17 protein-coding genes are annotated in these 15,200 nt (G+C 62.1%); 9 read left to right on the forward strand and 8 right to left on the reverse strand.

Translation table 11 applies throughout. The features are described from left to right. Positions 1 to 22 precede the first annotated feature (22 nt). Positions 23 to 445, forward strand: coding sequence for an HNH endonuclease (locus KBY72_RS01560; RefSeq protein WP_254960564.1), 423 nt, complete (start codon positions 23 to 25; stop codon positions 443 to 445). Here KBY72_RS01560 and KBY72_RS01565 read toward each other — a convergent pair. After that, entirely contained in the window at positions 391 to 693 is a 303-nt protein-coding gene (locus tag KBY72_RS01565; RefSeq protein ID WP_254992960.1) for a hypothetical protein, read from the reverse strand. The genes KBY72_RS01560 and KBY72_RS01565 overlap by 55 nt on opposite strands. 33 nt (positions 694 to 726) lie before the next feature. Between KBY72_RS01565 and KBY72_RS01570 the strand changes: the two genes are divergently transcribed. Further along, on the forward strand, positions 727 to 1,653 hold the full coding sequence (locus tag KBY72_RS01570; RefSeq protein WP_254960566.1) for an SDR family oxidoreductase: 927 nt from the start codon (positions 727 to 729) through the stop codon (positions 1,651 to 1,653). A 108-nt stretch (positions 1,654 to 1,761) separates the two neighbouring features. Further along, complete coding sequence (gene pdxA / locus KBY72_RS01575; RefSeq protein ID WP_254992986.1) at positions 1,762 to 2,787, forward strand: 4-hydroxythreonine-4-phosphate dehydrogenase PdxA; 1,026 nt, start codon at positions 1,762 to 1,764, stop codon at positions 2,785 to 2,787. Between the two features lie 4 nt (positions 2,788 to 2,791). Here the strand turns inward: pdxA and accB are convergent, their stop codons facing one another. Continuing rightward, entirely contained in the window at positions 2,792 to 3,271 is a 480-nt protein-coding gene (accB, locus tag KBY72_RS01580) for an acetyl-CoA carboxylase biotin carboxyl carrier protein (RefSeq protein WP_254960567.1), read from the reverse strand. Positions 3,272 to 3,276: 5 nt separating this feature from the next. Next, complete coding sequence (gene efp / locus KBY72_RS01585) at positions 3,277 to 3,837, reverse strand: elongation factor P (RefSeq protein WP_254960568.1); 561 nt, start codon at positions 3,835 to 3,837, stop codon at positions 3,277 to 3,279. Positions 3,838 to 3,951: 114 nt separating this feature from the next. Between efp and KBY72_RS01590 the strand changes: the two genes are divergently transcribed. Further along, positions 3,952 to 5,055, forward strand: a complete 1,104-nt coding sequence (locus KBY72_RS01590) for a peptidylprolyl isomerase (protein ID WP_254992962.1) — start codon at positions 3,952 to 3,954, stop codon at positions 5,053 to 5,055. Between the two features lie 64 nt (positions 5,056 to 5,119). Here KBY72_RS01590 and gap read toward each other — a convergent pair whose 3' ends face one another. Beyond that, positions 5,120 to 6,142, reverse strand: coding sequence for a type I glyceraldehyde-3-phosphate dehydrogenase (gene gap / locus KBY72_RS01595; RefSeq protein WP_254960570.1), 1,023 nt, complete (start codon positions 6,140 to 6,142; stop codon positions 5,120 to 5,122). 191 nt (positions 6,143 to 6,333) lie between these two features. On the opposite strand from gap, the gene murC reads away from it, so the two are divergent. Genes murC through KBY72_RS01610 form a run of 3 tightly spaced genes read left to right on the forward strand, consistent with a single transcriptional unit; the run spans position 6,334 to position 9,088 of the window. Beyond that, a complete protein-coding gene (gene murC / locus KBY72_RS01600; RefSeq protein ID WP_254960602.1) occupies positions 6,334 to 7,794 on the forward strand; it encodes a UDP-N-acetylmuramate--L-alanine ligase in 1,461 nt (486 codons plus the stop codon). Between the two features lie 5 nt (positions 7,795 to 7,799). Next, entirely contained in the window at positions 7,800 to 8,711 is a 912-nt protein-coding gene (gene murB, locus KBY72_RS01605) for a UDP-N-acetylmuramate dehydrogenase (RefSeq protein ID WP_254960604.1), read from the forward strand. Positions 8,712 to 8,746: 35 nt separating this feature from the next. Then, positions 8,747 to 9,088 carry a YbaB/EbfC family nucleoid-associated protein gene (locus KBY72_RS01610; protein ID WP_254960571.1) on the forward strand — a complete coding sequence of 114 codons (342 nt, stop codon included), beginning with the start codon at positions 8,747 to 8,749 and terminating at the stop codon, positions 9,086 to 9,088. On the opposite strand, the gene rsgA is transcribed toward KBY72_RS01610, so the two are convergent. The 4 genes from rsgA to grpE are packed head-to-tail and all read right to left on the reverse strand — an operon-like array spanning position 9,063 to position 12,196. Next, on the reverse strand, positions 9,063 to 10,160 hold the full coding sequence (rsgA, locus tag KBY72_RS01615; RefSeq protein WP_254960572.1) for a ribosome small subunit-dependent GTPase A: 1,098 nt from the start codon (positions 10,158 to 10,160) through the stop codon (positions 9,063 to 9,065). The two genes, KBY72_RS01610 and rsgA, sit on opposite strands and share 26 nt — an antisense overlap. After that, positions 10,150 to 10,410, reverse strand: a complete 261-nt coding sequence (locus KBY72_RS01620) for a sulfurtransferase TusA family protein (protein WP_106632510.1) — start codon at positions 10,408 to 10,410, stop codon at positions 10,150 to 10,152. The genes rsgA and KBY72_RS01620 overlap by 11 nt, the downstream gene beginning before the upstream one ends. Continuing rightward, positions 10,407 to 11,522, reverse strand: coding sequence for a molecular chaperone DnaJ (gene dnaJ / locus KBY72_RS01625; RefSeq protein ID WP_254960573.1), 1,116 nt, complete (start codon positions 11,520 to 11,522; stop codon positions 10,407 to 10,409). The genes KBY72_RS01620 and dnaJ overlap by 4 nt, the downstream gene beginning before the upstream one ends. Then, positions 11,522 to 12,196: a nucleotide exchange factor GrpE gene (gene grpE, locus KBY72_RS01630; RefSeq protein WP_254960575.1), complete on the reverse strand. Its 675-nt coding sequence runs from the start codon at positions 12,194 to 12,196 to the stop codon at positions 11,522 to 11,524. Before grpE ends, dnaJ begins: the two co-directional genes overlap by 1 nt. 88 nt (positions 12,197 to 12,284) lie before the next feature. Here grpE and KBY72_RS01635 point away from each other — a divergent pair, with 88 nt between their 5' ends. Together KBY72_RS01635 and KBY72_RS01640 are read left to right on the forward strand one after the other, a co-directional pair. After that, positions 12,285 to 14,111, forward strand: a complete 1,827-nt coding sequence (locus KBY72_RS01635) for a GspE/PulE family protein (protein ID WP_254992964.1) — start codon at positions 12,285 to 12,287, stop codon at positions 14,109 to 14,111. A gap of 7 nt (positions 14,112 to 14,118) precedes the next feature. Further along, the gene (locus KBY72_RS01640; protein WP_254960577.1) at positions 14,119 to 15,198 is read left to right on the forward strand and encodes a type IV pilus twitching motility protein PilT; all 1,080 of its coding nucleotides are present in this window, start codon (positions 14,119 to 14,121) and stop codon (positions 15,196 to 15,198) included. The last annotated feature ends 2 nt before the right edge of the window (positions 15,199 to 15,200 follow it).

Below are 15,200 nucleotides of genomic sequence, written 5' to 3' on the forward strand. Positions count from 1 at the left end.
TTTGCTCAACCGAGTCGCGCTGATGCAGGCCAGGGATGGGGTGTTCCTTGAGGATCTCTGTCCCAAATTGCGCGTCAGACGCTGGCGCCAATCCCTTCATCTAATCACCGACCAACACTGCATTTATTGCGGTGAGCGCTCGGAATCAATCGACCACGTACACCCCCAGAGCCGGGGCGGGCTAAGTGTCACCGAGAACTGCGTGCCCGCCTGTCTGGCCTGTAATGGCGCCAAGGGAGATGCGGATGCCTTTGCCTGGTACCGGCGACAGCCCTTTTACGACCCTCGCCGCTCGATGGCGATTCGTGCCTGGACCGATGGAGACCTGCGTCTAGCAATGCGGCTGCTCCAGTGGGTGCATCCCGGCCAATTGGAAGAACTGGTGGAACCTCACCAGACCCGGCAGGCCTCGGCGCCGTTGTGGCGCTGGCAGATGGCCTCCTGAACCTGGGGTCGCTCGGGGGCAACCACCAAAGCCAGCAGCAGCAGCACCCCCGCCAACACCGCCGGCACGGTGATCTCACGACCACTGGAGCGGGACCGCTGCCTTGAAGAGACCGGCGTATTAGAGATTGGTGCCGGGAACTCAAGAGCAACCCGCAAGCCTGGCGCAATGGAGCTTGAAACACGGGAACCAGTAACAGGAAAGGCTGAGACCGGAAAGGCTGAGACCGTGAAAACTGAGACCGTCATGGCGATCACTTCAGGGGTAATACAGGTGTACTCATGATCCAGGCACTTGTCAAGCCCGCCCGCCAGCTGCTGGTGATCGGCGGCGGCTTCACGGGCCTGCGGCTCGCCCAGGCCGCCCAGCGCAGCGGCATGGCGGTTCGCCTCACCAGCCGCCAACCACGCTCCAGCGGCGAGGGCCTGGAATGGCTCCCCTTCAACAGCTCTCCAGACGGCGCCTCCCTGCCAGCCCCTGGCGCCCTGGCTGGCATCACGGATGTGGTGGTGTGCGTGCCCCCGGATCCAAGCCAGGACGATCCGGCGCTGCGCTTACTAGGACCAAGCCTGCGAGAGCTGCCCCTGCAATGGCTGGGCTACCTCTCCACCACCGGCGTCTATGGCGACACCGCTGGGGCCTGGGTTGACGAAACCGCCCCAACCCCAGCCCGAGCCGGCCGCAGCCAGGCCCGGGTTGCGGCGGAGCAGGCGTGGCTAGCCACAGAACTACCCGTGCAGATTTTCCGGCTGCCAGCCATCTACGGACCCAACCGCTCGCCATTTGCGGCCCTGCAAGCGGGGCAAAGCCGTCTCATCCACAAGCCTGGCCAAATGTTTTGCCGAGTACACGTCGACGACATCGTCGGTTGCCTGCTGCACTGCCTGGCCCGGCCGCAGCAGGAGCGCCCGACAGTGGTCAATGTGACCGACAACTGCCCCTGCCCCTCCAGCGAGACCCTGGGCTATGCGGCCCACCTACTGGGGCACAAACTGCCACCAATGGAGCACTACGCCGAGGTCGCCGGCAGCATGAGCCCCATGGCCCGCAGCTTCTGGAGCGAAAACCGGCGGGTCAGCAACCAGCTGCTGACCCAACAGCTGGGCTACAAGCTGCGCTATCCAAACTACCGGGAGGGCTACCGGGCCTGCTTAGCGGAGGAGCTAGGTGGCGGGCAGTCCCGCAGATCCCCGGGATCAACCACGTAGGGCAGGCCCAAATCAGCCAGCAAGCGCCCCCAACGCAACTCGATCCAGCCCTTGCTGAGCCCCGTGCCCAGACCCAGCAAAAGACCCCCCAGCAACAACCAGCGCAGCATGGGCTCCACCACAAGCGGCCAAGCCCCATCCAACCCCACCCCAGCCCGGCTTGCCATTGCCCTAGGGGATCCTGCCGGCATAGGCGCTGAGGTAACTCTCAAGGCCCTGGCCAGGGCGGAATGGCGCTCACAGCAGCCCCTGCTGGTGGGTTGCCGCCGCTGGCTGGAAACCAGCTACCAACTGCTCAAGCCCAGCAGCAGCGAAACGCTGCGGGATCCGGCAGAGCTGGAGATTTTCGATCTGCCCTTAGTGGAGAGCTGCCAGCCAGGACGCAGCACCCCGGCCTGCGGAGCAGCAAGCTTCAACTGGCTCACCGCCGCCGTCGAGCTGGTGCAAAGCGGCCGCTGCCGGGCCCTGGTGACAGCGCCAATCGCCAAGGCCAGCTGGCACGCTGCCGGCCACCCCTACCCAGGCCAAACCGAGCGGCTGGCGGAACTCAGCGGCAGCCCCGAAGCCTCGATGCTGTTTACCGCGCTAGCACCCGCGGGCCACTGGCGTCTCAACACCCTGCTGGCCACCACCCACATTCCCCTGGCCGCCGTACCCCAACATCTAAATGGAGCCTTGGTGCAACGCAAGCTGGATAAGCTCCTGGCCTTCTGCCAGCGCTTCAACCCAGCCCCCCACCTAGTGGTGGCAGGACTCAATCCCCATGCCGGCGAGGCGGGGCGCCTGGGGCAAGAGGAGAGCACCTGGTTGGAAGCAGCCCTGGAGGCCTGGCGCCGGCAGCATCCAGAGGTGCAGCTCGAAGGCCCATTGCCGCCGGACACCTGCTGGCTAAGCGCGGCCGCCGCCTGGCCGGGCCCCAGACCAGGCCCCGATGGCTACCTGGCGCTGTATCACGACCAGGGACTAATCCCGGTGAAATTGCTGGCCTTTGATGCCGCAGTCAACACCACCTTGGGGTTGCCGTTTATGCGCACCTCACCAGATCACGGCACAGGCTTCGCGATAGCTGGCCAAAGCCTAGCCAGGGCCGACAGCATGGCGGCTGCCCTGATTACGGCAAGGGATCTGGGCTAGCCGCTCAGGCCGGCCGCACCCGCATCAACACCTGACCGAATTCCACGGGAGTGCCGTTTTCCACCAGGATTTCAACCACCTCACCGCCCACCTCAGACTCCAGCTCATTCATCAGCTTCATCGCCTCAAGAATGCAGACGGTCTGGCCGACTTTGATGCGGGCACCCACTTCCACAAAGGGGGCTTCGCCGGGAGCTGCAGCTCGATAGAAGGTGGCGACCATCGGTGCTGTGACCTCAAGCAGGTCGCCGCGGCTGGCAGCAGCCGGTGGCGGTGGAGCCGAGGGGGCAACGGGCAGGGGGGACGCTGCCTGCAGCACCTGGGCCGGAGCGGCACTGGCCTGGAAAACAGTTGTAGGCGCTGCACTGGGAAGGTTGCGACGCACCTCCAAGCGGAAGTCGTCTCCTTCGAGCTTCAACTCCTGGATGTCGCTCTCGCCAAGCAGGGCGAGAAGGTGCTGAAGCTGGTCGTGGTTGAGCTGCATGGCGATCAGTTCTCCCTGCCCAAATAGCTGTCGGTACGAGTATCGATCTTGATTTTCTCGCCGATCGACAGGAACAGGGGCACCATCACCTGGGCTCCCGTTTCAACGATCGCAGGCTTGGTGCCGCCCGTGGCCGTATCGCCCTTGACGCCCGGATCGGTCTGGGTGATAGCCAGCACCACCGAGTTGGGTAGTTCCACCTCCAAGGGTTTGCCGTTCCAGGCCACCACGTTGACCTCCATGCCCTCCTTGAGGTACTTGCGGCTGTCACCAATCTGTTTGGCCGTCAGCCGGGTTTCCTCGTAGCTGCCCATATCCATGAACACGAAGTCGTCACCCTCCATGTAGGTGTGCTGGAGGGTGCTCTTTTCGAGAATGGCTTGGGGCAGCATCTCACCTGCCCGAAAGGTCTTCTCCACGACGTTGCCGCTCTGCACCGCCTTGAGCTTGGTGCGCACGAACGCCGATCCCTTGCCGGGCTTGACGTGCAAAAACTCAACGACCCTCCAGACCTGGCCATCCAGCTCGATTGAGGTACCGGTTCGAAAGTCGTTGCTGGAGATCATTCCGGCGGTTCAGATCTGGGGGATTGTAAGGCTGGCTACCGGAACGGGCCTCTGCGGGGCCATTCCGGAGGCCCTGAAGTTGTGCCAAAGTCCGCTCAACGACAGGGTGTTGCCATGGCACGGGGCCAATCCAGCTGGGCGAATCGCTCAACGTGGGCGCGCTGGTTTGCTGGCGTAGCCAGCTTGATGCTGGTTGTACTGCTCGCTGCCCCCACCGCCTGGGCTGCCCTGCCCCAGGGCAACGCCGTGACCGACCCTGCAGCGCTGCTGCGCAATGCCTTGCCAATCAAGGCCCCCGACCTGCAGGAGCTTCAGCATCGCCTCGAGGCCACCAGCGACGACCTGCGCGCTAAGCGCTGGCCAGCCCTAGCCAGCTCCGTGCGGCGTTGCATTTCCTTACTGGGCAGCCGCAAGGCAGCCATGCTCGAAGGCTTCGATGCCCCAGCAAAAACTGAGGCCGCAGCTCTGCTGGACCAGGTGGGAGAGCAACTGCAAGTGCTCGCCGCCGCCGCCGAAGGCCAGGAGCGCGACCCCTTGCTAGCAGCCCGCCGTGAGGCCCTCAACAGCATCGGCAAAGCCGAAGACCTGCTGGTGGGGCCGTTCCCCTATCAAATTCCTGCTGAATTTGCCGATTTGCCCAGGCTGCTGGGCCGGGCAACCGTGCAGCTCACCACCACTAAAGGCGACCTAACTGCGGTTGTAGACGGTTACAACGCGCCACTCACCGCCGGCGCCTTTGTTGATCTGGTGCAACGCGGCTTCTACGACGGACTGCCCTTCATTCGAGCCGAAGATTTTTACGTGCTGCAAACCGGCGATCCGGAAGGCCCAAATGATGGATATATCGACCCGAAAACCAAAACGGAGCGCAAGGTGCCGCTAGAGATCAAGGTGCCAGGCCAGAGCGAGCCCTTCTACAACCAAACCTTCGAAGACCTCGGCATGTTCAAGGCCGCACCAGAACTACCCTTCTCCACCAAGGGCACCCTGGGCTGGGCCCACTCAGATGAAGTGCTAGACGACGGCTCCTCCCAGTTCTTCCTCTTCCTGTTCGAACCTGAACTGACCCCTGCGGGCCTAAACCTGATCGACGGCCGCTATGCCGCTTTCGGTTATGTGGTGGATGGCTTTGATGTTCTCGAAGAACTCACCGCGGACGACGGCATCGTCAAAGCACGAGTGCTATCAGGATTCGAAAATCTCCAACCCCACAGCTGAATTTCTAAAGTAAGCATTAAAAAGCCGCCCTTGGGGGCGGCTGAAAGCTGGCGATTAGCTCAGCTCACTTCCACTGTTTGGCAACAATTTCGGCCAGATCAACAACGCGCTGACTATAACCCCACTCATTGTCATACCAAGCAATTACCTTCAACATGTTGCCACCCATAACCGTAGTGAGCTCCGAATCAATGATCGCCGATTCATCGGTGCCGGCATGATCGCTGGACACCAATGGCAGGTCGCAATACTTGATGATGCCCCTCATGCCATTTTCCGATGAGGCCTTGAGCAAGGCATTCACCTCTTCCTTGGTGGTGTCGCGACTGATATCAAGCACCATGTCAACCACCGAGACATTCGGTGTGGGCACTCGCATAGCGATGCCGCTGAGCTTGCCCTTCATCGGCGGATAGACCAACGCCACAGCCTGGGCAGCGCCGGTGCTAGTGGGAACAATGTTTACCGCAGCGGCCCTGGCACGGCGCAGGTCGCGGTGGGCCGCATCCAAGATGCGCTGGTCACCGGTGTAGCTGTGGGTGGTCGTCATCGTGCCCTTGACGATGCCGAATGCTTGATCCAGCACCTTCACCACAGGAGCCATGCAATTGGTGGTGCAGCTGGCGTTGCTGAGAATGTCCCAATCTTCGTGGCGGTACTGATCGGCGTTAACGCCCACCACAAACGTGCCAACCTTTGCGCCCTTGCCAGGTGCCGTGAGAATTACCTTTTTGGCACCAGCTTCAAAGTGCTTGCTGGCACCCACATCATCGTTGAATACTCCGGTGGATTCGATCACCAGATCTACGCCCCATTCCTTCCAGGGAAGGTTGGCGGGATTGCGGTCGTAGAAGGTTTTGATCGTCTTGCCGTTGAGGACGATCGTGTCCTCGGTGGTGGTGACGTCCACGCCCCGCAGGGGGCCGAGCATGGAGTCGTACTTGAGCAGGTGGGCCATGGTGTTGGTGTCACCGGAGCCATTGATGCCCACTAGTTCGATGCCAGTGTTGGCCCCACGGCTCAGCCAGCAGCGGGTGAAGTTGCGACCAATCCGGCCAAATCCATTGATCGCAACGCGCAAAGTCATGGCCGATTGCGGCAAAAGCCGCTAACGAAGGTGGTTTTGGCTGCCAATCATACAGAAATTGTTCCGGTCTCCCCTCTTGCAGGAAGGGCGCACGCCGAGGACCATGCGCAAACGCGCAGCAACTCGTAAAGGTTTTCGGGCTGTTATCAGCTTAATTTTGTGCTCATCTGAACCCTGATTTGGAGTTGCGTTTGGCACCCCTGCTCGATCGTCACCAGCCACTCCACTTCATTGGGGTTGGCGGCATCGGCATGTCTGCCCTGGCAGGGATCCTGGCGGAACGGGGCTACGCGGTAAGTGGCTCCGACCCCCGGGACAACGCCGTGCTCGACCGCTTGCGGCGGCTGGGGGTGCGGGTGTTTTTGGAGCAGAATGCCGCCACGGTTGCTGCTATCCGCAGCGGCACCTCGGTCTCACCTCAAGTAGTGATCAGCTCCGCGGTGCCAGAGACCAACCCGGAGCTACTGGAGGCCCGTCGCATGGGTCTGGCGATCTGCCACCGCTCCGACGTGCTGGCCGCCTTGATCAATAGCCAGGACTCCATCGCCGTAGCCGGGAGCCATGGCAAAACCACTACCAGCACCCTGATCGCCACCCTGCTGGCTGCTACCCAAAACGACCCCACCGCAGTGATTGGCGGCATCGTGCCCGCCTTTGGCAGCAACGGTCGCCATGGCGAAGGCAGGCTGCTGGTGGCGGAGGCGGATGAATCGGACGGCTCCTTGGTGAAGTTCCGCTCATCCCTCGGCGTGCTCACCAACGTCGAACTCGACCACACGGACCACTACCCCGACCTCGAAGCCCTGATCACCACCCTGCAAAGGTTCGCCGGCAACACATCAAGGCTCCTGGCAAACCACGACGACCCGGTGCTGCGCGAGCGGTTCAAAGCCAGTCATTGGTGGTCGATCGAAAGCGCCGCAGGCGTCTCCTTTGCAGCGATTGCCCAAGAGCAAAGGGGTGACGGCACCATTGCCGACTTCTATGAAGACGGTGAGCTGGTGGGCCGCTTTGAACTGCCCTTGCCCGGTCGTCACAACCTCAGCAACGCGGTTGCGGCCATGGCCGCCTGCCGGCTGGAGGGGGTTTCATTTGCCGAGCTGGGCGAGGCGGTAGCCGCCCTCCAGGCCCCAGGACGGCGCTTTGATTTCCGCGGTTTATGGCAGGGCCGGCTGGTGGTCGACGACTACGCCCACCACCCCAGCGAGGTGGCCGCAACCCTGGCCATGGCCAAGCTGATGGTGGACAGCGGCCGCAGCGCCCTGCCCGTGGCGCCACGGCGTTTAGTTGCAGTGTTTCAGCCCCATCGCTACAGCCGCACAGCCCAGTTTCTGGACGGCTTTGCAGCGGCCCTATCGGAAGCCGATTCGGTACTGATCGCGCCCCTCTACGCCGCTGGTGAAGCGCCGATTCCAGGCATCTCCAGCGCCGCCATGGCCGAGGCGGTGCGGCAGCTGGCACCCAACCTGCCGGTGGCGGTGGCCAACACTCTCGACGAGCTCGCCGCCCAGGTGGCCGCCAAAAGTCAAGAGGGTGATCTGGTGATCACCATGGGTGCTGGGGACGTCAACAGCCTCTGGGAACGCCTCGAACAGCGCCAGCAGGCAGTTGACAGCGCCATCGCTGCCTCTGCAACCCCCCTGGCGGCATGAGCCCGATGATTGCGGCCCCCAGCTGCCACCCTGCCCTACGCCAAGGGGTAGGGCTTCAGCCCTTCACCACCTGGAAGGTGGGAGGTCCAGCGGAGTGGTTTGCCGAGCCTGGAGAGCGCGAAGAGCTGGTTTCTCTGGCGGCCTGGGCCCAAGCCCAGGTCCTGTCCTTGCGCTGCATCGGCGCAGGCTCCAACCTGCTGATCGCCGATAGCGGCCTGCCCGGCCTCACCATCTGCAACAGGCGGCTGCAGGGGAGCCGGCTCGACGCCGCCAGCGGCCTGGTGGAAGCGGAAGCCGGAGAACCGATCCCCACCCTGGCCCGCAAAGCAGCCCGGCTTGGCCTGAGCGGGCTGGAGTGGGCCGTGGGCATCCCAGGCACCGTAGGGGGCGCGGTGGTGATGAATGCGGGCGCTCAGGGCGGCTGCGCGGCCGAATGGTTGCACTCGGTGCGGGTGCTGGACCCGGCCAATCCCGCAACGCCCTTCGAGCTGGAAGCCCGGGAACTGGACTTCGCCTATCGCCACAGCCGCCTCCAGGCAGAGAGCTGGATCGTGCTGGCAGCCACCTTCCAGCTGGAGGCCGGCCACGACCCCGCAGCCATTACCTCGCGCACCAGTGCCAATCTGCACTGCCGCACCAGCACCCAGCCCTACCAACAACCCAGCTGCGGCAGCGTTTTTCGCAACCCAGAACCACAGAAAGCAGGGCAGCTGATCGAAGCGCTGGGCCTGAAGGGATTGCAGATCGGTGATGCCCAAGTCTCGCCAATCCACGCGAATTTCATCGTCAACATTGGCCAGGCCAGCGCCAGCGACATCGATGCCCTAATCGCAGAAGTGCAACGCCGGGTGCTGGCCAGCCACGGCCTGACCCTCCACCCTGAGGTAAAGCGGCTGGGCTTCGGTCCTGAGCACTAGCTGCCCCTTAGCCTGAGCCGAGCAACTTCTAGGGCATGGCTGGCTTCGGACTCCCCAACTTCGGTCAGCTCACCGAGGCCTTCAAGAAGGCCCAGGAGCTGCAGCAAAACGCCCAAAAGCTCCAGGAAGAACTTGATGCAATGGAACTGGAGGGCCGCAGCGCCGACGGCCGGGCCAGCATCTGGCTCACGGGCAACCAGCAACCGCTGCGAGTGCAACTGGCCCCCGAACTGATCGCCGAAGGGGCTGCCGCCAGCGAGGCCGCCGTGCTGGAAGCGTTGCAAGCCGCCTACGAACTGTCCACCGGCACGATGAAAGGCCGCATGGAAGAACTCACCGGTGGCCTAAATCTCAATCTGCCAGGTCTGGGCGGCTGAAATCCGTCACTTTTCCAGTGCCAGCCTGGCCATCCTCTTCCCCATCCAGCAGCTGCTGACGCTGGCGACGGCGGGAGAGCTGCCGCAATCCGGGCGCCAGGCGGGGCTCTAGACCCTGACCGCGGCGCCGCAGCCCCGACCCGTCAGGGGAGTCCGCAACCCGGCCCGTTCGCTCGCCATCCAGCAGCAGATCGCTCAGACACTGGGCATAAAGGGGGTAACGCTCCCAGTCGGAGCCAACGGCACAGCCGGGATCGCCCTGGTGCAGGCAATTGCTGAAGCGGCAGCAGCCCAAGCCCAGTCGTTGCCGAATCTCCGGAAACAGGGGGCCTAAGGCAACGGGATCGGCGGGCAGCCGCGGCCTGTTGAATCCAGGCGTGTCGGCCAGCAGGGCTCCGGGCGCCAAGGGGAAAAGCTCCACATGGCGGGTGGTGTGGCGGCCCCGCTGCAGCCGCCCTGACACCGCCGCCACCCGCAGGCCGAGCTCGGGGCAAAGACGGTTGAGCACGCTGCTCTTCCCCACCCCAGAAGGTCCACAAAGCACGGCGATACCTGGCTGGGCCAGCCGCTGCAGCAAAGGCTCCATGCCCTCGCCACTACTGGTAGATACCGCCAGGGCGTCGTAACCCCAGGCAGCAGCTCGCTGGCACCAACTAGCCACCTCGTCAGGCGAAACCAGATCCGCCTTGGAGAACACCAACTGCACCGGCCGCCCCGTCGCCTCAGCCGTCAACAAAAAGCGTGTGAGCTGGAGCAGATCCAGCTCTGGCTCCGCCAGCGCCACCACCACCACCACGAGGGCCACATTGGCAACGGCGGGCCGCTCAAGCAGGCTCTGACGCGGCTCCAGGGCCGCCACAGCCGCCCGGCCAGCAGGCCAGTCGATGCCATCCACCCAAACGCGATCCCCAACGGCGATGGTTTGGCCGCTTTTGCCAAGGCGGGTGCGCCGGGTGCACAAAAGTCGACTCAGGCCAGTGGGCCCTAGCTGATCCAGTTCCACCCAGCAGTAATTGGCCAACAGGGCCACCACCTGCCCAATTAGGCGCAATGGCCCAGGCTCAACCCCCATGACAACGAACCTGCAGCCGCACGGCCCCTTGTTGCTCCGGGTGATCGCAGCAGGTAACCCCATGACCTGCGCTCTCCAGCCCCTGGGTCACCTGCTGCTGGGGCTCTCCCCGATCTAGGTCCACCTGCAGGATCTGGCCAGGAACCAAACGCTCCAGGGCCAGCTTGGTGCGAATGAAGTTGAGCGGACAAGCGATGCCACGCAGATCGAGCTGGGCATCTGGGTTGCCGTCTGCCCAACTGGCGCTCAACCGAAGAGGCCCCCAAACAAGCCGCTTTTATGGGGATGCTTGTGGCCCTTGTTGGTGTGGTGGCCGGCCAGCTGCTCCAGCAACTCCCGCTCCTCAGCATTGAGCTTGGTGGGCAGCTGCACCTTGATGCTAACCAGGTGGTTGCCTCGAGCCACCGGATTGCCCAGCTTGGGCACCCCCTTGCTCTGCAGGGTGAGCACCGCTCCGGGCTGGGTACCGGCTGGAATCTCCAACGACTCCTGGCCGTCCACCGTGTCTACCTCGATCGTGTCGCCCAAAATGGCCTGGAGGTAATTGAGCGTTACCTCCGAGTGGATGTTGATGCCATCGCGGCGCAAGCCAGCAGCCGATTGAACGCTCAGGAACACATAGAGATCGCCGGCGGGACCACCCCGCTGGCCGGCATTGCCCTCATTTGCCACCCGCAGCCGGGTACCGGAATCAACCCCAGCTGGGATGTTGATCCGCAGCTTTTTACGCACCTGCTGCAAACCTTGGCCACCGCAGGCGCCGCAGGGGTCGGCAATCACCTGGCCGCTGCCCTCACAGGTAGGACAAGCCGCCACCTGGGTAAAACTGCCGAATGGGGTGCGGGTGGCCCGACGCACCTGGCCGGCGCCGCCACAGGTGCCGCAGCTTGTGGGTCCACTGCCCGCCTTGGCCCCGGACCCCTGGCAGGTACTGCAGGTTTCGAGATGGCGAACCTGCACCTCCTTCTCGATACCAAACACCGCCTCTTGGAAGTTGATGGTGAGGTCGAGGCGCAGGTCATCGCCTTGACGGGGACCACGCCGCCGTGGACCCGCTCCAGCACCCGCCCCCCCAAAGCCACTGAAGAAGGTCTCAAACAGGTCGGCAAAGCCGCCCATGTCGCCCATATCAGGCGCGCCGCCGCCGCCTAGGCCCGCCTCACCAAACTGGTCGTAACGGGCGCGAGTCTGGGGATCGCTGAGCACCTCGTAGGCCCGGCCGATCTCCTTGAATTTGTCTTCAGCCCCAGGATCTTTGTTGACATCCGGGTGGTACTGACGGGCCATCCGCCGGTAGGCCCGCTTCAAAGTGTCTGGATCGGCGTCGCGGGCAGTGCCGAGCAGGTCGTAATAGTCGGCCATCAGCCGTCCTGCTCCTCAGCCTGGCCATTCTCAGCTGCTTGGGGGCCAGCGGGGACGGCGCCGGAACCAGGCCCCATCGACACCTTGACCAGGGCGTGGCGCAGCACCCGACCGTTTAGGTGGTAGCCGCGCTGCAACTCCTCGATCACCACATCTTCGGCATGAGCCTCGCTGGGTTCACGCAAGACCGCCTCATGCAAGCTGGGATCGAAGGGTTCACCCTCTACCCGCATCGGTGAAACCCCAAGCTGCTTGAACACATCCACTAGCTGCTTGTACAGGCCCTGATAGCTGCGATGCAGCGCCTGGGCTTCCTCATGCTGGGGATTCAGCTGCTGCCTTGCCCGGTCGAAGTTATCGACCACCGGCAAAATCTCACCCAAGGTGGAGCAGGTGATCTGTAGGCGCAGGTCTTCGCTGTCGCGGCTCTGGCGCTTGCGGAAGTTGTCGAAGTCGGCAGCCAGACGCATGTATTGGCCGTTAAGGGCCTCATGCTCTGCCTTGAGTGCCGCCAGCTGGCCAGCCAGATCGGAACCCTGATCAGAAATCTGGTGAGAGCCGGCCTCCTTTCCAGCCTCCATCTCCGAAGTAGCCGGAATCTCGCTGGGATCAGCGGCCTGGGGGGCCCCAGCTCCCAGGTTGCTATCACCGCTCATCGAGGTGTCACCGCTCATGGCTGACAAGGTCGGACTTTGGTTCTAGACATGTTGAAGCGCCGGGCCTACCTCCCACAAGCGGCGGAAGCCCGCACCTTCTGGCTCCATGACCCTCACCCCTTCCCGCCCCGTCCCTGAAGCCAGCAGCGAAGAGCAGCAACGTCTGGAGGTGGAGCTGCTGGTTGGTGAGCCGGTGCTGCAAGCAACCGAGTTGCAGGCCCTTGGTCAAGACTTACTTTTTACGGGCAAAGGGCTGCCAGAGGCCCGCTGGCGCGAACTGGGCGCCTTGCCCCTTCAAGAAGCCAAAGGGAGATTGGTAGTTGCCGTACCTAGCAACTGGGGGGCCCAGCAGCGCCAGAATTTAAGTGAGGAATTGCAACGTGCCGGCTTCAACGCGGAGCTGAAGTTGGCGTTGGCGACAAATCTCGCAACTGCGCTCACGGCAAAAGCACCAACTCCCTCTCCCGCAGCCTCCAAGCCGGCCCAACCGCGACCACCTGCAAGCTTTAACCCCCCCCGCTCCCTAACCAAAGACCTAGGAATCCCTGGCACCTCCGAAGGGCAGCTGCAGGAGGTTGCCGATGTCGAAGATCTGGAGGGCACTGCTGCTGGCAGCAGCAGTGCCAATGCGTCACCAATCATCAGCCTGGTGGACAGAATCCTGATCGAGGCGCTCACCTTGGGGGCCAGTGATATTCACGTGGAACCCCAGGAAAACACCCTGGAAATTCGCTTTCGCCTCGACGGTGTGCTGCAGAAGCACTTCGAGGACCTCCCAAAGAGCCTGACGCCAGCCGTCACATCACGCATCAAAATCATGGCGGATCTGGATATCGCCGAGCGACGATTGCCTCAAGACGGCCGCATAAGGCGCATGTTCCGCGGCCGCAAAATGGATTTTCGGGTAAGCACTTTGCCCAGCCGAAATGGTGAAAAAGTATGCCTGCGCCTACTTGACAGCGGCGCTACTCAGCTCGGCCTAGAAACCCTAATCACCGATGCGGATGCAAGAAAAACCCTGCGAGAGCTGGGATCTAAACCCTACGGAATGATTCTGGTGACAGGCCCGACCGGCTCGGGCAAGTCAACCACCCTCTACGCCCTACTGGCTGAGCGCAACGATCCAGGCATCAACATTTCCACGGTTGAAGACCCGATTGAATACACCCTGCATGGCATCACCCAAACCCAAGTAAATCGAGAGAAGGGGCTCGATTTCAGTATGGCGCTACGTACCTTTATGCGACAGGACCCTGACGTTTTGCTGGTGGGGGAAACCCGCGACTTGGAGACGGCCAAAACGGCGATCGAGGCCGCACTTACTGGCCACCTAGTGATGACCACCCTGCACTGCAACGACGCGGCCAGCGCCATCGCCCGCCTCGATGAAATGGGTGTGGAGCCCTTCATGGTGAGCGCATCACTGCTGGGCATCGTGTCCCAGCGGCTGCTGCGTCGGGTGTGTTCGGCTTGCAGAATTAGTTACACCCCCAATCCGGAAGAACTGGCCCGTTTTGGTCTGTTGAGTAGCCACGAAACCACGGTGACCTTCTTCAAGGCCAACACCCAGAACCGCAACCAGGAAGGCTGCTGCCCTGCTTGCAACGGTGCCGGCTACAAAGGAAGAATCGGTGTCTACGAAATCCTACGGATGACGGATACCTTGGCAGCAGCTGTCGCCAAGAGGGAACCCACAGATGTGCTGCGGCGAATGGCGCTTGAAAACGGCATGAAAACCCTTTTGGGCTACGGGCTGCACTTAGTGCGCGAAGGTCACACAACCCTGGCCGAGGTCGAACGGATGCTGCTCACTGATTCAGGCCTGGAAGCTGAACGCCGCTCTAAGTCACTAAGCACCCTCACCTGCAGCAACTGCGGCGCCGGGCTCCATGACGACTGGCTTGAATGTCCCTACTGTCTAACTAGCCGCTGAGGGTCCCATGGCCGTAATGATTGAAGACTTGATGACCCAGCTTGTAAAGGATGGCGGCAGTGATCTCCATATCAGCGCCGGCCAACCTCCCTATGGAAGGTTCAGCGGTCAACTAAGGCCCATACACGATGTTTCCCTAGACGAAGAAAGCTGCAATAAACTAATCTTCTCCATGCTAAATAATGCCCAGCGCAAGCAGCTAGAGCAAACCTGGGAATTAGATTGCGCCTATGGCCTTAAAGGGATCGCCCGCTTCAGGGTCAATGTTTATCGCCAGAAGGGTACCTACGCCGCCTGCCTGCGAGCCCTTTCCAACACCGTACCTACCCTGGAAAGCCTAGGGCTACCACCGATTGTGGAGGAAATGAGCCACATGCCCAAAGGGCTGATTCTCGTAACAGGCCCCACCGGCTCTGGCAAAACCACAACCCTGGCGGCAATGATCGAGCATATAAATCAAACCCGGGCAGAACATATATTGACCATTGAAGACCCGATTGAATTCACATACAGACCAGTAAAAAGTGTCATCCACCAGCGCCAGCTCAACGAAGACACCCGCAGCTTTGCCAATGCCCTAAAGGCAGCCCTTCGGGAAGATCCCGACGTAATCCTGGTGGGCGAGCTTCGAGACCTCGACACCATCCAGTTAGCAATTACGGCAGCAGAGACCGGTCACCTGGTATTGGGCACCCTGCACACCAGTTCGGCCGCCCAAACCGTGGACCGCATGGTGGATGTTTTTCCCCCCAGCCAACAGAATCAGATTCGGGTGCAGCTAAGCAGCAGCCTTGTGGCCGTTTTTGCCCAAACCCTGTGCAAGCGCCACAATCCAAGCCCCGGCCAATCTGGTCGAGTCATGGCTCAGGAGATCATGATCAATACACCAGCCACCGCAAACCTGATCCGGGAAGGTAAAACCGCCCAGCTTTACTCTGCAATTCAGACAGGTGGTCAACTATCAATGCAAACGCTGGAAAAAGCCCTTGGGGATCTAGTGCTCAGCAACCAAGTCATGATGGATGAAGCCCTTTTGAAAACCTCAAAGCCTGACGAGCTCATACGTTTAGTCAAGCAACTGAGCTGATT

It is taken from the genome of Cyanobium sp. BA5m-21 (genome assembly GCF_024346235.1).
Lineage (GTDB): Bacteria > Cyanobacteriota > Cyanobacteriia > PCC-6307 > Cyanobiaceae > Cyanobium_A > Cyanobium_A usitatum.